A 21,518-nucleotide genomic window follows, 5' to 3' on the forward strand; every position below is an offset into this window, starting at 1 on the left:
CCGGTACCGGGTCAGTTCCGGGTATCGCGTGTAAAAAGATAGCGTTCGGGCCCCGAGGCGGCCTCATTGAAACGAAATCCTTCCCATTCGAACCCCTTGAGGGCTTCAGGCGTCTCGATACGCTGCTGAAGAATATAGCGGGTCATTTCGCCCCGTGCCATTTTCGCATAAGTCCGCACCGTTTCGAACCGGCCGTCGCGCCGTTCCTGAAACTCCGGCGTCACTACGCGCACCTGCCCGCGGATACGGTCCATATCGAGCGCTCCCAACACATCGAGGCTCGCCAGATTGACCAGTACGCCGCCGGCACCGCGTACCGTACCGATCAACGGATCGGTAAGCAGCGGCCGCCAATAATCGTACAGGCTGCCCGGCATACCGGGCAGTTTCAGCCCGAAAGCGATACGATAGGCTTTGATCCGGTCGAACGGGCGGACCAACCCGTAAAGAGTCGAAATCATCCGTACGTGCGACTGGGCATATTCGAGATCCGGAACGGAGAGCGTCGCAGGATCTATATGTTGGAAAACGCTGCCGACATAAGCGAGAATCGCCTGCTTGGCCGGCGTGGAAGGGTCGTCGAAATTTTGATAACGCAGATAATTCTCCTGCGCAAGCTTAGGACTTACCTTCAATAACGTCGCGAGGTCTGCAGCCGAATAGCGGCGCATCTTGGCCGCGAGCAATTCGGCATCGTTACGGAATTCGGGGTCCGTAACAGGTAGTCCTGCCGGGGCCGGCGACATATCCATCATTTTGGCGGGAGAAAGAATAATTAACATAATCGGGTGTTTTATTGCATAAAAATATTCTATAACTTCGATACAAAGTCTGTTTTTCAAAAAGATACAAATATGATACCCGATTGGTATTTTCACTGCAAATCCACTGCCGAACCGATCGGGAGCATCTCGGTGACAGTCATTTCCCTTTTTCCGCCCCCGGCTTGGCAGGCTATTTGATACGATTGTACATACAAATCATCCGCAATCGTATGTAAAATTATATAAAAGAACCGAATCAATTATGAAAGCTATCGTTCACAAAGCAAACACCCGCGGCTATTTCGACCACGGCTGGCTCCAAACCGCACATACCTTCAGTTTTGCGGATTATTACGATCCCGAGCGGGTCCATTTCGGCGCGCTGAGGGTTCTCAATGACGACCGCATCGCACCGGGAACGGGTTTCGGCATGCACGCCCACCGCAACATGGAGATCGTCAGCATTCCGCTCCGGGGCGGGCTCGAACACCGCGACAGCATGGGCCATGTGTCGGTTCTGCACAAAGGCGAGGTCCAGGTCATGAGCGCCGGTACCGGCGTCCACCACAGCGAATCGAACCTATCGAAGGATGAAACCACCGAATTCCTGCAAATCTGGGTAGTCCCGGCCGTGGAAAACGTCGAACCGCGCTACGTCAACGCGCCGATAGAGAAATTGATCGTACCGAACCAGATCAGCACCATCGTTTATCCCTATTCGGCCCACCACCCCGAAGAGAATGAAAAACGCCTGTGGATCTACCAACGGGCATGGTTCTCGATCGCCAAACTCGACAAAGGTAAGAAGGTACATTACCGGCTTTACAATGCGGACAGCTTCGGCGTATATCTTTTTGTCATAAACGGCGCCATAGACGCTGAAAGTTATGCGCTCGAAAAACGCGACGGAATCGGAATCGGAGACGCCGAAGAGTTCGACATTACCGCCCGCGAGGATTCGACCGTACTGCTGATCGAAGTTCCGCCGGTCGAATAACATCGCCCCGCACAACCACACCTCAGCCCTTCCGCCATACGGAAGGGCTTTTTTACGGATTATCGGTTTTGTTTCTTACATTTGCTCCGGACCGTTACCCATCGCTCCGACCAGCGGCGAGCGGGCGATATTCAATCATTCAACTCATTCCGGATCCATGCCTCAGCTCACAGGAAATATCGTCGATCTGATCAGACGGGAGATCTACCCCGGCACCGTCACGATTGCCGACGGGCGAATCGCCCGCATCGACAGGTTCGGCAATACCCCGGCAGACGACTCTCGGCACAACGGAAGCCTGCCGTTCCTGCTTCCGGGTTTTATCGACTCACACGTCCACATCGAAAGTTCGATGCTCTCCCCGGCCTTATACGGACACACCGCGCTGGGACACGGCACTGTCGCCATTGTGGCCGATCCTCACGAAATCGCGAACGTCTGCGGGACCGATGGAATCCGGTACATGGTCGAACAAGCCCGGCGTACGCCGCTGAAGATCCACTACACCGTCCCGTCGTGCGTTCCGGCCACGCCGTTCGAGACGTCCGGCGCAACCCTCGACAGTCGTACGGTCGAAGAGCTGTTGGAGTCGGGCGTTTTTGTCGCACTGGGCGAAATGATGAACTATCCCGGCGTCCTCGGTGGCGATGACCAGTGCATACGCAAAATCGAAGCGGCCCGGCGCCGGGGAATACCCGTGGACGGCCATGCACCGTTACTGGAAGGAGCGGATTTACGCCGGTATATCGGCACGGGCATCTCGACCGACCACGAGTCCTGCTCGCTGCGGGAGGCCCGGGAGAAGATCGACGCCGGAATGATGATCCAGATCCGGGAGGGCAGCCAAAGCCGGGAATTCGACACGTTGATCCCCCTGCTGGGTTACCGTCCGGACCGGGTGATGCTGTGTACCGACGACCTGAAAGCCTCCGGACTGAGCCGCGGGCATATCAACCGGCTGGTGAGCCGGGCCGTCGCGCTGGGGTACGACCTGTTCGACGTACTGGCCGCTGCGACATTGAATCCCATTCGCCATTACAGGCTGAAAGTCGGATTGCTGCAACCGGGCGATCCGGCCGATCTGATCTGCTGCCCCGACCTGATTCATTTCACTCCTTCGCAGGTATGGATCGAGGGCAAACGGGTCGATACGCTCCCCGCTCCCGGAACCGACCGCACCGTCAATCACTTCCTGGCCGAACCGATCACGACCGGCATAATCGCGACATCCTCCGCCGGCAATGAATTGTTACGGGTCATTCGTCCCGAAGAGGGAACGCTGATTACCGGTGAAGAACTGATCCCGGCCGGGGAAAAAGGGCGCTACCAAAAGATGATCGTCCTGAACCGCTACGCCCCGCACGCTCCGGCGGCCATCGGCTACGTCTCCGGATTCAACCTGCAGGACGGAGCCTTCGGATCGACCATCGCGCACGACAGCCACAACCTGATCGTCACGGGCAGCAGCGACGAATTGATCGTGCAAGCCGCAAACCGGCTGATCGCCATGCAGGGCGGTATCGTCTGCTGCGACCGAGATACCATGACCGAAATGCCGCTGCCGGTCGGCGGCCTGATGTCGGATGCGGATCTCGGGACGGTCATCCGGCAATACGACCGGATCGAACGGCATATCCACGCACTGGGTTGTCCCTTCTCCACTCCGGTCATGCAGCTCGCCTTCCTGGCTCTTCCGGTGATCCCGTCGCTCAGGCTCACCGACCGGGGACTCTTCGACGCGACCCGGTTCGAATTTGTCTGAATAAAAGCCGTCTGATTCCGGGATTTTAACCGGTTTTCACTACTTTTGCGTATAGCTGTCGGCCCCCCGGCTGTGGAACCTTCAGTGAAATTTTCGCATAACCCCGATCACGTATGAATTTCGGATTCGTCAGAATAGCGGCCGCCACACCTGTCGTTCAAGTGGCCGATTGCCAGCACAACGTTTCACACATCGCCACGCTCGTCCGGCAAGCTGCCTCACAAGGAGCGGCCATCGTCGCCTTCCCCGAACTTTCGATCACAGGCTACACCTGTGGCGACCTGTTCACACAGCCCTTCCTGTTGCAGCAGGCCGAAGCCGCCCTGACCCAATTGCTGGAAGAAACGGCCCCACTGCCGCTGCTTTGCATAGCAGGACTGCCGGTAGCGCTCGACAACCGGCTTTACAATACCGCCGTCGTATTCAGCCGGGGACAAATCCTCGGCGCAGTACCGAAAAGCTACCTGCCCAACTACAACGAATTTTATGAAAACCGCTGGTTCGCTCCGGGAACCGAATCTCACGCAGAACGAATATCGCTCTGCGGGCAGGAAACTCCCTTTTCGACCCGCTTGCTGTTCGAATGCGGCGATGTATGCCTCGGCGTAGAGATATGCGAAGACCTTTGGGTACCCGTGCCTCCCTCATCGATGCAGGCCCTTGCCGGAGCAAACCTGTTAGTCAATATTTCGGCCAGCAACGAGATGGTCGGCAAACATGCCTACCTGCGTTCGCTTATCGAACAACAGTCGGCCCGCACGATGGCGGCCTACCTGTACAGCTCGGCCGGTTGCGGCGAATCGACCACCGACATCGTATTTGCCGGAAACGGCATAATCGCCGAAAACGGAGCGATCCTGCGTGAAAGCGAACGTTTCACATTCGGCGAACAGCTGACCCTGTGCGACGTGGACATCGAACGACTGATGGCACTGCGGCGCAAAACCAATACCTTCACATCGGAAAGTCCACAAAAGGAATACCGCCGCATCCGTGCCGGACTACCGGTTCAGGACTACACCCGGACTCCCCTGCTGCGGGAAATCAGCCCCTATCCTTTCATTCCAGGAAAAGACGCACACATCGACGAACGCTGTGAAGAGATTTTCAACATTCAGATCAGCGGTCTGGCCCAACGTATCCGCCATACGAACTGCCGCTCAGCCGTCATCGGCATTTCGGGAGGCCTCGACTCGACGCTGGCTCTGTTGGTTGCCGTCCGCACATTCGACAAACTCGGGCTGCCGCGCACATGTGTCACAGGGATAACCATGCCCGGTTTCGGGACAACGGGACGCACCTACAATAACGCACTCAGGCTGATGGAGACCCTCGGTATTACGATCCGCGAAGTAAATATCCGCGCAGCCTGCGAACAGCACTTTTCAGACATCGGACTGGACCCCGGCGACCGGAGTGTCACGTACGAAAATGCGCAGGCTCGCGAACGCACCCAAATCCTGATGGACATCGCCAACCAAACGGGCGGCCTGGTCATCGGCACGGGAGACCTTTCCGAACTGGCACTCGGCTGGGCAACCTACAACGGCGACCACATGTCCATGTACGGAGTCAACTGCGGAATTCCGAAAACGCTCGTCCGTCATCTGGTAGGATGGGTGGCCGCTAAAGGTCCTGATGAGGCAGCCCGACCGTGGCTGTTGGATATTCTCGACACCCCGATCAGCCCCGAACTGTTACCGGCCGACGGCAACGGGCAAATCGCCCAATGCACCGAAGAGTTGGTAGGTCCCTATGACCTTCACGATTTTTTCCTCTATTATTTCGTTCGGTTCGGCTTCCGCCCGGCCAAACTCTACCTGATGGCCCGGCAAGCATTCGCAGGCAAATATGAAGATCGAACGATCAAACGGTGGCTCATTACCTTTTTGCGCCGCTTTTTCTCCCAACAATTCAAACGCTCGGCACTACCCGACGGACCAAAAGTGGGTTCGGTAAGCCTCTCTCCGCGCGGCGATTGGCGTATGCCCAGCGATGCAAGCTGCACAATGTGGTTACACGAGGCCGAAAATCTGTAATTGCAAGCATATAACATCGCTATTGCAAACGTAAAGGAAGAGAAAACAGTACCATAACCTAACCGGAGCCGCTATTATGTCTACTCGCCCGAATACATACTCCGCCGGATTCTTGAATTAGGCCGTATCCGGCGCCGGCATTCAGAAAAATGCAAAAAAATCGCATGGAAATTTGGATTTTCAAATTTTCGTCGTACATTTGCATCACCGAAAACGATACAGGCTGCTAGCAGTCGGCATAGTTTGAGGAGTTCATAACATAATTGCGGAAATAGCTCAGTTGGTAGAGCACAACCTTGCCAAGGTTGGGGTCGCGAGTTCGAGTCTCGTTTTCCGCTCCAGAGGCTAAGACAGCGAAAGACGCTGTCGCGCCAAAATCAGACAAAAACCCTTTGAAACGATGTTTCAGAGGGTTTTTTTATGCCCTCTCCCAAGACATCGCAGGACATCGAAAAGCCATTTCCGGACAACTTGGTGTCCCCAAAGTGTCCCACTCGCGTGGTGCAACCTAAAAGTGGGACACTTTAGACGTAAGAGGTGGGACACTTTAGCGTGCTATAATCTGACGGACAAATCATTACCAAGACTAAACTGTTTGACTCCGGTTTATCTAATCTTAATTAAATGACAGGTAAACGGTATGAAAAGTACATTCAGAATCCTATTCCTTGCGAGGTGGGAATTGAAGAAAGAAAACGGTAAAGTGCCCCTATGCGCACGGATTACCATTGACGGCGAAAAGGTAAAGTTCAGCCTCAAAGCTGAGATATTCGGAAACCACTGGGATCCAAAATCAGGTAGAGCCAAGGGGCAAACAAAAGAAGCCCTGCAATTAAACCGCTACCTTGATAGCATCAAGGGGCAAATGATCATGCATTATCATAACCTCTCGGAGGCTAATGAGATCGTGACTGCCGCGATGGTGCGGGATGCTTTTCTCGGCACGAATATCAAAAGCAATACGCTGCTGACCGTGTTCGAAGAATTCAACGACCGGCAGGAAAAATTGATCGGTATTGACATCGCCCAATCCACCTTTAACAAATATGATCTGACCTATCGACGGCTGAAGGAATTCCTGAAAGTCAAGATGCGGAAAAACGATATCCTGCTTTGCCAGGTTGATCGCAATTTCGTAATGGACTTTGAAACGTGGTTGAAAACCGAATATAAACTCGACACCAACTCCTCGGAGAAACTGATGCGGATATTCAAACGCATTACTACCATGTGCTTCAAGAATGGCCAGATGCCGCGAGATCCATTTTGTGACCATAAACTCAAAAAAGTAAAGAAAGATCGCGGCTATCTGACCAGAACCGAACTGGAAAAGATTATCGATTTCAAACCCGATAGTAAGCGGCTCGAAAAGGTGCGCGACATCTTTCTGTTCTGCTGCTTTACCGGCTACGATTATTCGACAACTGCTGCCCTTACTGACAAGGAATTGGTCATGGACGATGATGGGCACGAATGGATCGACACCCATCGCATCAAAACAGGTACACCTTCAAAGGTCAAGCTTCTCGACATTCCTCTAACCATTTTGAAGAAGTACGAACTCAAGCGTGATGGCAATTACCTCCTCCCGGTAATGAGTAACGCCAAGTACAATCTATATCTGAAAGAAATTGCGGCAGCCTGCGGAATTGAAAAGCGTGTGACCTCGCATCTCGCTAGGCACACGTTCGCCACTACCGTTACTTACGCCAACGGGGTCTCTATCGAATCCATCAGCAAGATGCTCGGCCATACTAAAATCAGCACCACCCAGATCTACGCCCGGATCGTCGACAAGACCATCAACGACGAGATGGACAAGCTGGCGCAAAAACTCGGAAACACGAAGTTCAGTCTTCAGGGAAACCGGTAAAACGATGCTGTGGAAATGTGTCCGTATAAATCGACTGCAATCGACCGCCGATCAAAGAATATTAAAAAAATCGATTCTTTTCAACCTTTTTCTTTTAAGGTGACCTATTCGCTATTGTAACCTTTCCCGTGAAAGGCGAAAGGAGTATTTATCGAAAAAAGATCGATTATGAATGAAAATGTATCGCAAGCTTTCGAGCAGATGATCGAACGGCAGTCACAAAAGAAATGCATCCGCAACGGCATTGTCGTATACGGTGCGTCGAGCGCCCGTAAATTCCGCTACCTCAGGGATTCCCTGAAACGGTTCTCGGAAACGGTCCTCTGCCGGGACTTCGAAACCTTGACTTTCACCGATATCGACAGCGGATTCCTGCAACGGTATGTGAGCCATTTACAAGGCCGCAACGTCGCAGAAAAAATCCGAAAGCTGAAACAAATCTTCCGTTCTGCACATGCCGGTACCGAGGTTTTCGATCCGGTCGAGGCCATCCCTGCGGTTCGGAAAACAACAGACCCGTTCATTCCCTATTCAGAGATTGTCCGGATCAGGGAAATGGAGCGGAGCGGCCTTACGAACAAAGAGTCGTTCTGCCTGGATCTATTCCTGTTCGGATTCTATTCCGGCGGCTCGTCGGTCGCGGAGATGGCCGCACTCCGGGAAGAAAACGTACATGGTGATTATCTCTGTTGCGAACGGACAGGCTGCTCGGGGACAGCCCGGATTCCGCTGAACAAATATGCCAAAGCGATCCTTCGGAAATACCGGAAAGACGGCTTTGGGGATTACCTGCTGCCTGTATTTACTCATAAACACCTTTCTTCAGAACAGCAGCAGGGCCGGATCAAACGGATAACCGAGCAGACGAACGGGTTGATGAAAGAGATCGCCCGCAAACTACAGTTGGAATGCGAACTTACTTTGGGTATGACAAGGCGCATTTTTATCGAACACATGCTCGCCTGTCGGATGCCGCTCGAAACGATCGCAGAAGTTACCGGATGTACCCTCGATACCATCATCCGTTATCTTGAAAAACATAAGTAAGATAAAGCCCATGGATATACCGTATTTTCTGCCGGGGGTGCACTTACAGTAAAACGGGTCGAAAAGCAGGACGTTTACTGTATATCTGAAAATGAAGAAATTCAAAATAAAAAAGGTGAGCCACGGAAAGGGTCACCTTTTTCATTTGTATGTTCCTGACTCCCTAGATATATCGGGAATGTGTCATATTCCATTAAAAATCAATCCATTATATAATCTGGGGTTGTTTCAGTCTTGTATATTTACATCGTTCGTATCTTCAAAAAGACATTTAGTATTCACATTCAGCACACAACTAATAAATAATCAACACATTAAATCATAATATTACTAACGGCCGATCCAAAAGCAAAATTACCCGCAGGAACCGGTCTTCGAAACTGTAACGGATATATTTTTGCCTCGTCTTTCAGATAGCCGAGAGTAAACGACAAACGGTATTTTAAGCCGAAATTACTTAAAATACCAATTATGTTTACAGTCAACATCAAAGGGCGGAGGGATTCGAAGAACATCGAACTGGTCAAACTCGACCTGATTTTTTACAAGCGCGGATATGCCCGCGTTTCAAAAGTGCTCCGCATCACGGGACTCTACCGGGAATGGGATCGAAAGAGCCAGTCGTTCATCGGAACGGATGCGGCCGAAAAGAACAAACTGCTCCGGCAGGAAAAACTCAGATACCTGAAGATCGCGGAGAAATGGGAGTATCAGGGCAAAGATTGGATTCCTGTCGAGTTATCCCATTATTACGATGACGATCCCCGGGTCAGAAACCGGTATATTACCGTCTCAGAGACGATCGACACCATGGCGGAAAGAACGGCTGCCCGGAAACGATACAAGAACGGACTGATACTGACAAGCGAGCCGACAGCCCGAAAATATCGCTATCTGAAAACTTCGCTCGAACGGTTTACCCGTAGCAAATATCACAGGGACTTCTCGAAATACCGATTCCGGGACATCACGGAGCAGTTCTTGCTCGATTATACGCTTTGGACACAGGTTTACGGCGGAAAGAAAGGAAACAACGGCGGCATCCGGGAAAAGCTCCGGAAACTGCGGGCGGTCTGCCTGTATGCCAAAGAAACCGGTGTCTACAATGTCAATCCGAATGCGTTTCGTCCTCTGCAGGAGAAACTAAAACCACGCCTTGTCACTCCTAAAGGCGTTTCCCCTGAAATCATCCGCAGGATCGAAACGTTCGATCGGTCAGGTCTCGATAAAAAGGAACCGTTTTATCTCGATCTGTTCCTGTTCAGCTACTATGCCGGCGGAATGTCGGCCATCGATGTTTGCTTGCTGACAAGGGATCGGATAAAGGACGATATGATCGTCTACGACCGTACGAAATTCGATAAGCAGGCACGGGTAATCCTGACCGACAAAGCGATCGGGATCATCGACCGTTACCGTGATGCCGCGTATATGAATTATGTTTTTCCGACGATCAAACGGTGCAATCCGACACAAGCGAAACTTTATGGCCGGGTCAAGCGGATCAACGAGAAAGTTAACCGGACGCTGAAGAAAATCTGCGACCTTTCCGGCATCGGCCAACGGGTCACATGGAGCACTGCCCGCAGCAGTTACATCTCCCGCATGATCGACGAGGGATTCCATCCGCTTCAGGTCGCCGAGCTCGCAGGAAACTCTCCACAAACCATCTACAGGCATTATTACACCATCTCGGACAAAGAAAAAATGAAAGAAAAGATGAACCGAATATTTGAATAAAATTTCTATTTACATTATTTTTATTTTTGAAAATACTACATGAAATATATATATTCTTATCGCACTACTTATCTTATTGAAACCAATGTTTCTAAATATCTTATATTTTCCGCTCTTGTTTTAGATTTGTAATTGAGACGCAGGCAGACATCTTCTATTTTCTGGCAAAAGATATCTGCAGAAAGCATAGACATTCTGAGTTCGTTATCTTCTCGGAAAGTCGTATGCCATTGCGCATTATCATCTAACGGATGTTCTGGCCTGAAGGGATTTATATTAAATATCTTATGGTCGATTTGTGTAATCCAAGAGGCTCCTACTTCTGTAATTGCACCCCATGATGCTTTTGTATTTTCACTTGTAACAAAAAGAACAAATATTTTTTGGGCCGAATAACTTTCAACAAAAAAATCTTTTAAATAGTCATAAACCGAACTACCTTCAGGGACTCTGCAAACTTCATCATCACAGTTCGTGTACAAAATATCTTCTGCCGGTACATTATTGAACAATAGTAATTGGAAAATAATATCGGCGAGAGGTTTATCTTGATAGGTTTGGCTAATTAGAATCTTCTTTTTTTGTGAATTGACAATAGCTTTTAGACCTAAATCTGGAGCATTACTATTAATTGAGTCGGACACTGCTTTTTCAATCGTTTCGCGGGAAACATCGGCGCCTGCCTTTCGAATATTTTCCGCCGCACCTTTACTTGCATTATTACGAAAATCATCAATCTCTTTCTTCAGTTCTTCTTCTTTTTGCTTCAGATTCGCTTCTGCTGCTTTTTTCTTTTCTGCATTATTTAGATCTGTAAATATTTCCCTTTTCCTTAATATAGCCGGCAATAAATCTTTTCGAACATATTCCACTACCGCCTCATATCTCGGATCGTCCGATTTATACCCTTGACGATTACTCAAAGCCATATCGGGAAGTTCAGATAATTCGAATAAATCGACATGTAATTGTCCAACGACGTAAACTTCATTCAGTTTGTTTTGTCCAACTATTGGTAATATATTAAATTCCCCCATTTTCTTATTAGCATACAGGGAAATAAAATTGTCAGGAAAATCTGTCATCTCGGCTTTCCGACCTCGTGTCGATCTATATGTACCGATCCAACCGACAATCTCAAGCGGGTATTCCCGGATCGTTCCTTCATTGTTTTTTACAGATACCGATGTCCTAAACGGGGGACGAGACTCTATCAAATCATATCTTCTATCGGGAAATTCTGTCGGGACTAAATCGCATAAACTAGAATATTCATCACCCAAAGATATAAGAGTATTCAGTTCATTCATAATATTTTCATCGAAACGATCGACAACCTCGTATTCTTGCCCTCTAATTATATGTATCTTAAAATCGCTACCGACTAAAGGAAAAATTTTCAATAGATTTCTCTTAACAGCATATAGTCCCTTGTGCAATCTATATTGTGGATTTTTCATAACGATAGCCGTTCCATGATTTTCAATCCGGCTAAATATAACATCGTTATCGTCTATCGCTTGTAGTTTATTGCCATCTATAGGCCTTCGGGCAAGAACGAATCCAGATTTTTCTCCATTCTCAATAGTCAAAACATTGACACATTCAGAAACAGATAGTGCGGCAAGTTTACCGACTCCTTTTCGCCCCATTTTTTTGCGAGTTCCCGCCTTAGTGTATGAGTCGTCTTCTCCGATACGAGAAATCCCGGCAACATTCAAGAATTTATTTATGTCGCCTTTTTCATAAGACATTCCATGTCCGTCGTCTTCAACGCGAATATCGTCTTGATTGGAGATAATATATACATTTTCAGCATCTGCGTCGTATGCATTAGCGATAAGTTCGGCTAATACATAATATATATTCGAATATAAATTCGGACCCAATAATTCCAAGATACGAGGATCTACATTTAAGCTATATTCTTTCATAAGAAGTTGTAAACGAAAAGAAAACTCTATTTATTTTTTGTTTAAATTTAAATGTTATTAGCCGAATCCCCAATTATTTATTGCTTTATTTCTTCGACCAACCTCTCCAATCGCTGTTTTCGACTTTCAATATTTTTTATCTCACATTGCCAGACGATCAATACTTTCCATTCGAGAGCTTCAATTTGCTCGATCTTTTTTCTATCTCGTATGATATTTCCTTCTAATTTTTCATTCCAGTATGCTTCGTTCGATTGCGGTCTTCGTCCGGCACGACAATCGTGTCCATGCCAGAAGCAACCGTTTACGAATACTACTGTCTTATATTTAGGTAAAACAATATCTGGAGACCCGGGAAGCCTTCTGTCATTTTTACGATACCTGAACCCGGCTGCAAATAAATATTTCCGTACAACTAACTCTGGTTTCGTGTCTTTTTGATTTACCAGAGACATTATCTTAGAACGCGAGCTCTTATTCCAGATATCCATATTTTCAATACTTTAAATCGCATCTAAGTTAAGAATTTTACTCGTCACTGTCAATTTATACTCGAATCTTTTATTAACTTTGTGAAAAAGATTGGATAGAGTTTTATATAAAGTATTGTATGATACGGCGTAACGACATAGGTGTGGTCGATTTGTTTTGTGGGGTAGGTGGACTCAGCTTCGGAATGAAGAAACGAGGATTCAATATTATAGCAGGTTTCGATACGGATACGACATGTAAATATGCATACGAGACGAATAACGAATCGCAGTTTATTTCCCAGGATGTTCGTGAAGTAACAGGAGAGCAAATAAAAGCATTATTCGGCGATCATAAAATTAAGATATTAGCGGGGTGTGCACCCTGTCAACCTTTTTCTTCCTATGCATTTAAAGTCAAGAAAAAAGATCAGACGAAATATACACTATTATATCATTTCGGAAGGCTTATAAAAGAGGTCCAACCGGATATCGTTACGATGGAGAACGTTTCACAGATTTTATCTTTTAAACAAAAGCCGGTATTTAATGATTTTGTTGCAAAATTAGAAAGATTAGGATATAAAGTAAAGTACCAAGTCGTATACTGTCCTGATTATGGAATACCTCAAACTCGAAAAAGATTAGTCTTACTCGCTTCGAGATTTGGAGAAATCGAACTTATAAAACCGACGCATACTCCTGATCAATATGTAACAGTGGAACAAACTATAGGCAATCTTCCTCCATTAGTCGCCGGAGAAACCGATAAAAAGGATTCTTTGCACAGGGCTAGAGCTCTATCGCCATTAAATATGGAGCGTATGAGAGCCACACCTTATGGAGGAAGCTGGAAAGATTGGCCGATTCATTTACAGCTCGAATGTCATAAACGAGAATCGGGACAATCGTTCGGAAGCGTTTATGGAAGAATGAAATGGGACGCGCCGGCACCGACTATGACAACGTTATGCACAGGCATCGGAAACGGCAGATTCGGACATCCTACTCAGGATCGAGCGATATCTTTACGCGAAGCCGCACTCTTCCAAACATTTCCTAAAGGATATAGCTTTTTCGCCCCAGACGAGAATATCTCTATCTCGAAAGCATCTCGTTATATCGGAAATGCAGTACCGCCAACCTTGGGCAAGATTACAGCAGATAGTATTATTCGTCATTTAAAACGATTTAAACTTATCGATAAGTAAACGAGTCTACTAATTGCGATAAGAGTTTATCATTAAAGTTAATACATGATGCAAGATGCAGGAGCTGAATTAGTTGATATCATAAAATCGGAGAAGAACTTTATTGACAAAAAAATTGCGGTCAACAATACCCCATTTCTTTTTATAGATCTTATTAAAGCCATTGATTACTATTGGCTTTGTCCATATGAAAATAAGGATAATTTTGAAGGTTTTATTCAATATGGATTTCCTGTTTTTTTAAAACAGTTCTATTTGACTAGCAATTTTAAAGCGGATTCCCTCCCGATCCATCATTCTTCTTCCGATTCTTTGTCTTTTTGCCATTATTATTTATGGATGTATGGAAAATGCAAATTATTGGAGCGATATGTAAGACTAGCCTCTCAAAAGGAGGTTTCGATTGCGCGAAATACCCCTACCGAATTCACTATAGAGGCAGATTCATGTCATTTAGAATATGTAGAGAATAGATCTCTTGATGAGTACTTTAAAGTAATCAGAGAGTCTGTTTTAAAAAATAAGATTGCGGATTTAGATAAAATTAATAACCTAATCCTCAAGTCTTTAGATAGCAGAGTAGAGGCCTGGAAAAAGGATTATATCAGATATGATAGCAGTCCGGATATTGACGATTATTATTATCAGACCGGATATGTCGCACTGGCTACTTCTCAACTATATGACGACTTTAATGATGATTTCACATTCGGAAATATAACATACAAACACATATTAGATGTAATCCAATCCGTAATGGGAGTAGCTCTTAAACACATTGATGCATGTATGTTGTTATTAGATAAGTCTCCTCAAACGAAGATATACAATATTTTATCAATACCATTTTTGCCCGAGGAACTTTATTCCTCATATTCAAATTATTTGGGCATAGATAAGGATGAAGTAAAACAAATTTTTGATTTACTGATCGTTTCACCAGAAAATATCGACGACCATTTGAGTTCCGAGAAGGATTTCTCTCCTCCGTTCATTAAGATTGGTAATAAATTTATATACAGATCGATTAAGGGGTGTTTGAGATCGCCTGTATTATTTGTTCAAAATGAATTAAAACGAAAATATCCAAAGGACTATTTTCGATGGATTAATGAAAGAGAAAAGATTTTTAGAGACCAATTATACAACCTCTTTAGTTCGGATCGATTTATAAAAGTAAATAGAAATATCGAAATTAACTCGAATGGAATCAGAACCGATATAGATGCGGCGATATTCGACACACAAACAAAATCTTTGAGTATATTCCAATTAAAATGGCAAGATAAATTTGCATCGGACATGCAGGCTAGAAAAAGCCGAATTGCAAATTTTTACCCCAAAGCTAAAGAATGGATTGATAAAATCGATTCTTGGAAATCAGAAAATACTTCCAAGAACATACTCAGTGCCCTAAATATAAAAGGCAATGATATCTCTGTAATTTATTTATTTGTTATAGGGCGATATAACACTCATTTCAGCAATCAAGAAATTGACAAACGTGCTGCGTGGGGGTCATGGTATCATGTTGTAGAACTAATGCATAAGATCAGGACTAATTTCGACAATCCCGTTCAAGAGCTACATTTTAAATTGCAATTAGACTCTCCAATGAATAAAAAATTGGATGTTACTACGGAAAAGCTTGAATTCTCAAACTATTTGATAACATGGAACTATAAATGATTTTGAGTTAAAATAAAATCATTGTTCGAAAAACTTAATACCTTAACTCAAAGGGTTGTGAATGATGCAGAATTGCATCGGATTATGGATATGCTGCAGGCAAAATGATATCAAACTTCTTTTTGAAGAAAAGAAATAGTCAGCCCTCCCTTGTGTAGTAGCGCTTTAGTTAACCACAATAAAAAGGGAATAATAAATTTGTCCGAATTTTAAAATTCGGACAAATAATACGGTGTACTTTAGTATATGCGACAAACATTTTCACTTTATTCTCCTATTTCTTTATGTAACGATTGACTGAAGAATGGTTGTAAAGTGATTTGCATTAGATTTTCCGGTAAGCAATTTTGCAAAATGGAGGTAATAACTATTGAGTCGAAGGCTTTTAGGCAGCTGATGGAGAAACTGGATGCATTGTCCGATTATGTAAGTTCGTTGAAACCTCCGGTGGAGAATGAGGATGAAAGTTGGGTGGATAGTCACGATATCTGCGATTTCCTGAAGATAAGCGAACGGACACTGCAACGACTGAGGACGAATGGAAAGATTTCGTATACCAATCTCGGCGGGAAGTATTACTATCGGATCAGTCAGGTTAAAAAACTGCTGAAGGAGAACATAATTAAAAGTACCGAAGAACACTTCCATGAATTAGCTGAGCACCATAAGCGCCATAGTTTCGACCGGGATCCCGAGAAAAACACCGCACTTAAGTAATTTGTAAAACAATTATTGAAAAGCAATAATCAAAAGATTATAATCGTAAAACAATAATTAACGACATAGGCCATCCCTCATGACTCATTTCCCCTATTTGTGATATCGGGAATAACCGTTATCTTTGCATTGTAAACCGAAGAAAAACAGTCTTGGCGAGGTTAACCACCGTCAGAAATAGGTTTCGGTAAATGTCCCCACTGGTGTCTCATTATGCAAGTTGAACCCAGTGAAGTCAAAGGGAAGTCATTGATGAGCAATACATAAGGAAGGCGGAGGTCAGACTCCCGTTTTCCGCTCCAGAGGCTAAGACAGCGAAAGACGCTGTCGCGCCAAAATCAGACAAAAACCCTTTGAAACGATGTTTCAGAGGGTTTTTTCATGCCTTCTCCGAAGACTTCGCAAGACATCCGAAAGCCGTTTTCAGACACCTTGGCATCCCAAAAGTGTCCCCACCGGTTCGATATGAACCTAAAATGGGACACTTTGAGAAAAAAGGTGGGACACTTAGGCTTTTTTCAAACTGTTCTTCAACGATTTACCTAATCTGAATAACAGGTAAACAGTTATGAAAAGCACATTCAGAATCTTATTCCTCGCGAGGTGGGAATTGAAGAAAAAAATGGCAAGGTGCCCCTCTGCGCACGGATTACCATCGACGGCGAAAGAGTGAAGTTCAGCCTCAAAAGCGAGGTAACCGCAAAAATCTGGGACCCGAAGTCCGGCAGAGCAACAGTACAGACAAAAGAGGCACTTCAGCTCAACCGCTATCTCGACAGCATCAAGGGGCAAATGATATGCACTATCATAGCCTCTCGGAAGCTAACGAAGTCGTGACTGCCTCGATGATGCGGGGTGCTTTCCTCGGCACGAATATCAAAAGCAATACGCTGCTGACCGTGTTCGAGGAATTCAACGACCGACAGGAAAAACTAATCGGCATCGACCTCGCTCAGTCCACTTTCAATAAGTATGACCTGACCTACCGTCGGCTCAAGGAATTCTTGAAAGTCAAAATGCAGAAGAACGATATTTTGCTCTACCAATTAGATCGGAATTTCGTTATAGATTTTGAGACATACCTGAAAACCGAGTATAAGCTGGATACAAACTCTTCCGAAAAGCTGATGCGGATTTTCAAGCGCATCACGACTATGTGCTTCAAGAACGGCCAGATGTCTAAAGATCTCTTCTGTGACCACAAACTCAAAAAAGTCAAGAAAGATCGCGGGTATCTCACCAAAGCAGAACTTGAAAGTATCATCGACTATAAGCCGGATAACAAGCGTCTCGAAAAAGTTCGCGACATTTTCCTGTTTTGCTGCTTTACCGGCTACGATTATTCCACTACCGCCGCCCTGACCGACAAAGATTTGGTCGCCGACGATGACGGCGCCCTCTGGATCGATACCCACCGGATAAAGACCAAAACTGCGGCAAAGGTCAAACTCCTCGATATTCCGCTATCCATCATCAAAAAGTACGAGCGTAAACGGGACAGCATTTTTTTACTGCCGGTTATGAGTAACGCCAAGTATAATTTCTACCTGAAAGAGATTGCAAGTATCTGTGGAATAGAGAAAAACGTCACCTCGCATCTTGGCCGGCACACTAACTACTTAACAGAGTTAAGAGTTCTGTAGAATATTATCAACGGTATATCCAGTGACAATCGAATGTCCTCTCCATTTTATCCCTTCTTATTCCGCCTTGACGCACCGTAAACTCATAGCGGAAGCTTTCGAACTCTCAAGTTGCTGAGCATTAGCTGTACCTATCAGATACCACATATTCCCAGTGTCGGAAGCCGAGGCCGTCAACAGGGCCGCGCACTGTCCAGCTTCTATAAGTTCTCCGTCGAAAGAATATTTGTATCCGGCGCCCGGCACAAAAATGGACGCATTCCGGCGGGGACTGTTCGTTGACGGGTTGAAGAACAGCGTGCCTATGTAGGCTATGTCTTTGGTGCCCCATGCCACGGCCGTATTGCCTTCCCTGACATCATACCCATTTACGCCTGGCCCTACATAGGGGTTATTGTGAGCTCTCCGGTCAAAAAAACCGTCCGCATAAAAGCCCCATCTCATATTGCCGTTTGATTGATTCCCCCCAATGGGAGGGTTGGCGTACAAAGACTGCCTGATCTCCGAATTGGATATATTTGATGCCGAGTTATTCAACGCGACTGCAGAAGTCGAACCGTCGTTCGGCCGGCGGTACCCCGGGGGGCAAGTTTCGTATGTATTTTTTATACTCTCCCAAAAGTTTGGGTTTGTTTGAGACAACCACCCTGTCGGTACCGTCGTAATGTCGACATTATAAGCACGTCGCGGGTAGATAAGAGGTGCCCATTGATAGAGCGCTCCGGCCTGTGAAGGATAATCCGTGAACGCGGCATTCGACAGATTTCCCAGGATATCGGTATAAATACTGGAATTGGCCATATCTGATGCCGTGGCATTGTAGGCGGAAAAACGCACAGCCGATAGACCGCGACTGTTATCGTTAGGATGCATCAGGTAGTCGGCCTCTTCCCCCTGCCGTATAAATATTACATGATATTTTTGGGGAGACCCGTAACGCAGCAACACCAAAGCATAGCGGACAGGGACGGCAGTGGTAGGCGTATAGGTGGAGGTCAGGCCTATGCGGAAAGAAATATAGTTGCCGGTTCCGCTGACAACGCTTCCTGAGGCCGAAGACAAATGCCCGGAAACGATGAAAGTGGCGTCATTGGCCGGCAAAAGCATATCGGCCGGAGTTTCAGTGCTGCGGTTATAGGTTATGCCCGCATCGTCGGAATCCTCCGTACTGAATACGATATCACCCGCGCTCCATCCGTCGCCCAGCCAGAATACCGATGCATCCCAGCTTCCCGCGAGCAATGATGAACTGACAGGTATGCGTATGATACGCTCCCCTTTCTGATTGTTTTTCCAGTATGCTCCGACGTATTGATCGTGGATATAGCTGGCGTGTATCACTGATGACGCATAGTCGGGCAGTTGCACAAGGTTGATTTTTATGTCCGTATCGTCCGTATTGACAATGGTCCCGGTTATTTCGTTCGTCGTACTGTTGTTAGAGGTGGGTTTCCATGCATAGAGCGTCGTCGTTCCCGATCCGCTGTAAGAGCCAATGACCGGAATGGTTCCGTCCAGGTTTTTCACATTGGCGGCAGTAAGCGTTCCGGCCGCCCAGCCCTGCAGGTCGGCGAGGTTGTCGCAAATATAGAAATTGGTGCCCGCTATGGTCCAGGCCTTGGGAGACTCGTTTTGCACGATCACGTTGAACTGCGAGAACCCTCCCATAGGCGGAAGAACAATTTTTTCCGGGGTAAGCATAATGATGGCATCGGGGGATACGGATAAACTGTAATTGATACGCTGCCCGGGCGACCATGTAATTCCGCTCAGGTCGAACTCAACATCCGGACGCCCGTCATCGACACCCACGATCAGCCTGGCGCCGGTCGGGAGAGTCTGCGGAATCATCATCAAGTAACCGCCGCCGGTATTGACCAGCTGCGACGAAGGATCCAGGTATACATCCGTATCCACCGTGGCTTCAAAATTTCCTGTGGAGGAGGAAGCGATATTCCATGAGAATGTTCCGTCAGCATTGGTTGTCAAGATGCCGTCGATCTTAACTCCCTGTATTTCAAGCTTAATTATTTGCTGTCCGTTGCCAGAAGCCTTGAATCCGATGCATGTCAGGGCGTGCCTCATCTGAAAATTGACAGGTGCAGAGCCGTTATTGGTTTTGTTGCGGTCTGCCACAAGAGCCGAAACCATTAGATCAGGCTGGTCGGAGCAGTTCGTGGGAACGGTATAGCTGATAGTCGGAATGCCTGTAGTAACATTTGGAGTTATCCCGTTAGCAGCGGCAGCGTGGGGCGAATAGGCGAAAAAGCTAATATTCGCATCCGCGGCCTGAGGCCAGTAGGCCGGATTGTCGTAGGTCCAGGAGCCGCTGTTGTGGGAAACCTTCACGTTATTCATAAAATCAGGGGTCGCTGTCGCTCCGTTCGCCCCCCAGTTATTGGAGGTTCCGTTGCCGGTATAATATGCAAATACTCCCATATCCGGGATGTCCGCTACCGATTCCACCGGCATTCCGCGGGTGAAGGCATCACCCGGGTTACCAATGAAACCGATCCTGCCGTCACCGTACCCGTAGCCTTCCATTTCGTTTTTAGTACAGGACACAGCTGCAACAGCTGCGGTCAAGCTTATTATTATAAATCGGATAGTATTCATAACCGTGTCTATTTTTAAATCTTTAGTGACCGGAAGAGGTATCACCCTCTTCCGGCCTGTGTTACCAAAACGTCTCCTTTATTTATGGCTGGGGAAGTTCGGGATCGGGCGTCACAGCAGTCCAATCTTCAGCAATGGAAGACTCGAATTCGATTATATTGAAGATCGGATCCGTTCCGCCGCCGTGCGAATCGGCGTCAATAATCATCTTCAACAAATAATGCTTGCCTTTTTCGAACTCATCGGCGGGGATATTGCCAGTCGCAATCGTATACTGCTGCAGATCGCCACTGTAGATTGTGGTTCCGTTTTTCGTTATCGTTATGCCGGCTGTAATCTTCACTTTACATCCTACCGAACTTTGCGGCATAATCATGTAAGAAGCTGCTCCTGCATAGGTTGCAGACGTTGAATTAGGAGAGGCCCATGCGGGAGTAGTGGCCGTCGGATCGATTGTTCCTCCTGTCGATTGAACATCCAGACTGGCAGTAAGCCCTGTTGTGCTGAGTTGGTAGCCAGCATCTGACAAGTCATCATGCAATTGGGCTGTAACGGTGATCTTGGCCAACATATGGGAAAAAGCCAAACCTACAGTGCCGGAAGTCAGGCCCAGTTGAGGAGCGGCAATGGTAAAATCCTTGTTGGCATTTGCTGGAACTTCATAGGCGATTGAGAGAGCCGGATACGCTCCGGTCGCCGCAACGTCTGCCGGAGCCCATGCGTAAAAATCCACACTGCCGGAAGCGGGCCAGTAGTAAGGGCCACCGCTGGGGACATCGCTTGCGCTTACCTGATCGTTGATAAACCAGCCTGTCCCACCACTCCAGGCTGCATAAACCCGGTAAGGATCGTTCCCATCGTTTGCGGCACGGGTCAATTTGTCGTTAAGGTTGGTAAATTTGATCTGCTTCGGAGTGAATCCGTCAACGTTTTCCTGTTCGTTTTTCGAACAGCCTGCTAATATGGCTGCCGCGGCCAAAGCCATTAAGATTTTTTTCATTTTGATTCGAATTATG

At 46.9% G+C, this 21,518-nt stretch carries 16 protein-coding genes and 1 tRNA gene; 12 read left to right on the top strand and 5 right to left on the bottom strand.

Annotated elements, in window-relative coordinates:
• Window positions 1-11 precede the first annotated feature (11 nt).
• On the bottom strand, window positions 12-782 hold the full coding sequence (locus tag NQ495_RS04140) for a YaaA family protein (protein ID WP_009134216.1): 771 nt from the start codon (window positions 780-782) through the stop codon (window positions 12-14).
• 244 nt (window positions 783-1,026) lie between these two features.
• On the opposite strand from NQ495_RS04140, the gene NQ495_RS04145 reads away from it, so the two are divergent.
• From NQ495_RS04145 to NQ495_RS04175, 7 genes are all read left to right on the top strand, one after another.
• The gene (locus tag NQ495_RS04145) at window positions 1,027-1,761 is read left to right on the top strand and encodes a pirin family protein (RefSeq protein ID WP_009134215.1); all 735 of its coding nucleotides are present in this window, start codon (window positions 1,027-1,029) and stop codon (window positions 1,759-1,761) included.
• Window positions 1,762-1,918: 157 nt separating this feature from the next.
• The gene (gene ade, locus NQ495_RS04150) at window positions 1,919-3,523 is read left to right on the top strand and encodes an adenine deaminase (protein WP_009134214.1); all 1,605 of its coding nucleotides are present in this window, start codon (window positions 1,919-1,921) and stop codon (window positions 3,521-3,523) included.
• Between the two features lie 113 nt (window positions 3,524-3,636).
• Entirely contained in the window at window positions 3,637-5,562 is a 1,926-nt protein-coding gene (locus NQ495_RS04155) for an NAD(+) synthase (RefSeq protein ID WP_009134213.1), read from the top strand.
• A gap of 265 nt (window positions 5,563-5,827) precedes the next feature.
• Window positions 5,828-5,903 (top strand) — tRNA-Gly (locus NQ495_RS04160).
• 299 nt (window positions 5,904-6,202) lie between these two features.
• Window positions 6,203-7,435 (top strand): site-specific integrase, encoded by a 1,233-nt coding sequence (locus tag NQ495_RS04165; RefSeq protein ID WP_009134212.1) that lies wholly within the window; start codon window positions 6,203-6,205, stop codon window positions 7,433-7,435.
• A 168-nt stretch (window positions 7,436-7,603) separates the two neighbouring features.
• The gene (locus NQ495_RS04170) at window positions 7,604-8,482 is read left to right on the top strand and encodes a site-specific integrase (protein ID WP_009134211.1); all 879 of its coding nucleotides are present in this window, start codon (window positions 7,604-7,606) and stop codon (window positions 8,480-8,482) included.
• A 471-nt stretch (window positions 8,483-8,953) separates the two neighbouring features.
• Window positions 8,954-10,222, top strand: a complete 1,269-nt coding sequence (locus NQ495_RS04175; RefSeq protein ID WP_009134210.1) for a tyrosine-type recombinase/integrase — start codon at window positions 8,954-8,956, stop codon at window positions 10,220-10,222.
• 68 nt (window positions 10,223-10,290) lie between these two features.
• Here the strand turns inward: NQ495_RS04175 and NQ495_RS04180 are convergent, their stop codons facing one another.
• Window positions 10,291-12,156 (bottom strand): ATP-binding protein, encoded by a 1,866-nt coding sequence (locus tag NQ495_RS04180; protein WP_009134209.1) that lies wholly within the window; start codon window positions 12,154-12,156, stop codon window positions 10,291-10,293.
• 77 nt (window positions 12,157-12,233) lie between these two features.
• Window positions 12,234-12,647: a very short patch repair endonuclease gene (locus tag NQ495_RS04185; protein ID WP_040294523.1), complete on the bottom strand. Its 414-nt coding sequence runs from the start codon at window positions 12,645-12,647 to the stop codon at window positions 12,234-12,236.
• 119 nt (window positions 12,648-12,766) lie between these two features.
• Between NQ495_RS04185 and NQ495_RS04190 the strand changes: the two genes are divergently transcribed.
• From NQ495_RS04190 to NQ495_RS04205, 5 genes are all read left to right on the top strand, one after another.
• On the top strand, window positions 12,767-13,837 hold the full coding sequence (locus NQ495_RS04190; RefSeq protein ID WP_009134208.1) for a DNA cytosine methyltransferase: 1,071 nt from the start codon (window positions 12,767-12,769) through the stop codon (window positions 13,835-13,837).
• A gap of 45 nt (window positions 13,838-13,882) precedes the next feature.
• On the top strand, window positions 13,883-15,526 hold the full coding sequence (locus tag NQ495_RS04195; protein WP_050808000.1) for a hypothetical protein: 1,644 nt from the start codon (window positions 13,883-13,885) through the stop codon (window positions 15,524-15,526).
• A 396-nt stretch (window positions 15,527-15,922) separates the two neighbouring features.
• Entirely contained in the window at window positions 15,923-16,243 is a 321-nt protein-coding gene (locus NQ495_RS04200; protein WP_198004412.1) for a helix-turn-helix domain-containing protein, read from the top strand.
• A 669-nt stretch (window positions 16,244-16,912) separates the two neighbouring features.
• Window positions 16,913-17,080: a hypothetical protein gene (locus tag NQ495_RS11805; RefSeq protein WP_407650871.1), complete on the top strand. Its 168-nt coding sequence runs from the start codon at window positions 16,913-16,915 to the stop codon at window positions 17,078-17,080.
• Window positions 17,041-17,886: a site-specific integrase gene (locus NQ495_RS04205; RefSeq protein ID WP_009134205.1), complete on the top strand. Its 846-nt coding sequence runs from the start codon at window positions 17,041-17,043 to the stop codon at window positions 17,884-17,886. The genes NQ495_RS11805 and NQ495_RS04205 overlap by 40 nt, the downstream gene beginning before the upstream one ends.
• A 57-nt stretch (window positions 17,887-17,943) precedes the next feature.
• On the opposite strand, the gene NQ495_RS04210 is transcribed toward NQ495_RS04205, so the two are convergent.
• Window positions 17,944-20,430 (bottom strand): fimbrillin family protein, encoded by a 2,487-nt coding sequence (locus NQ495_RS04210; protein ID WP_040294522.1) that lies wholly within the window; start codon window positions 20,428-20,430, stop codon window positions 17,944-17,946.
• Window positions 20,431-20,584: 154 nt separating this feature from the next.
• Window positions 20,585-21,502 carry a fimbrillin family protein gene (locus NQ495_RS04215; RefSeq protein WP_040294521.1) on the bottom strand — a complete coding sequence of 306 codons (918 nt, stop codon included), beginning with the start codon at window positions 21,500-21,502 and terminating at the stop codon, window positions 20,585-20,587.
• Window positions 21,503-21,518: the final 16 nt, after the last annotated feature.

Origin of the sequence: Alistipes indistinctus YIT 12060 (assembly GCF_025144995.1) — a bacterium.
In the GTDB taxonomy this organism is placed as follows: Bacteria; Bacteroidota; Bacteroidia; order Bacteroidales; family Rikenellaceae; genus Alistipes_A; species Alistipes_A indistinctus.

Excerpts from the sequence above, each read along its gene's own strand:
- NQ495_RS04140 (WP_009134216.1), bottom strand. The coding sequence starts at position 782 with ATGTTAATTATTCTTTCTCCCGCCAAAATGATGGATATGTCGCCGGCC.
- NQ495_RS04145 (WP_009134215.1), top strand. The coding sequence starts at position 1,027 with ATGAAAGCTATCGTTCACAAAGCAAACACCCGCGGCTATTTCGACCAC.
- ade (WP_009134214.1), top strand. The coding sequence starts at position 1,919 with ATGCCTCAGCTCACAGGAAATATCGTCGATCTGATCAGACGGGAGATC.
- NQ495_RS04155 (WP_009134213.1), top strand. The coding sequence starts at position 3,637 with ATGAATTTCGGATTCGTCAGAATAGCGGCCGCCACACCTGTCGTTCAA.
- NQ495_RS04165 (WP_009134212.1), top strand. The coding sequence starts at position 6,203 with ATGAAAAGTACATTCAGAATCCTATTCCTTGCGAGGTGGGAATTGAAG.
- NQ495_RS04170 (WP_009134211.1), top strand. The coding sequence starts at position 7,604 with ATGAATGAAAATGTATCGCAAGCTTTCGAGCAGATGATCGAACGGCAG.
- NQ495_RS04175 (WP_009134210.1), top strand. The coding sequence starts at position 8,954 with ATGTTTACAGTCAACATCAAAGGGCGGAGGGATTCGAAGAACATCGAA.
- NQ495_RS04180 (WP_009134209.1), bottom strand. The coding sequence starts at position 12,156 with ATGAAAGAATATAGCTTAAATGTAGATCCTCGTATCTTGGAATTATTG.
- NQ495_RS04185 (WP_040294523.1), bottom strand. The coding sequence starts at position 12,647 with ATGGATATCTGGAATAAGAGCTCGCGTTCTAAGATAATGTCTCTGGTA.
- NQ495_RS04190 (WP_009134208.1), top strand. The coding sequence starts at position 12,767 with ATGATACGGCGTAACGACATAGGTGTGGTCGATTTGTTTTGTGGGGTA.
- NQ495_RS04195 (WP_050808000.1), top strand. The coding sequence starts at position 13,883 with ATGATGCAAGATGCAGGAGCTGAATTAGTTGATATCATAAAATCGGAG.
- NQ495_RS04200 (WP_198004412.1), top strand. The coding sequence starts at position 15,923 with ATGGAGAAACTGGATGCATTGTCCGATTATGTAAGTTCGTTGAAACCT.
- NQ495_RS04205 (WP_009134205.1), top strand. The coding sequence starts at position 17,041 with ATGCACTATCATAGCCTCTCGGAAGCTAACGAAGTCGTGACTGCCTCG.
- NQ495_RS04210 (WP_040294522.1), bottom strand. The coding sequence starts at position 20,430 with ATGGAAGGCTACGGGTACGGTGACGGCAGGATCGGTTTCATTGGTAAC.
- NQ495_RS04215 (WP_040294521.1), bottom strand. The coding sequence starts at position 21,502 with ATGAAAAAAATCTTAATGGCTTTGGCCGCGGCAGCCATATTAGCAGGC.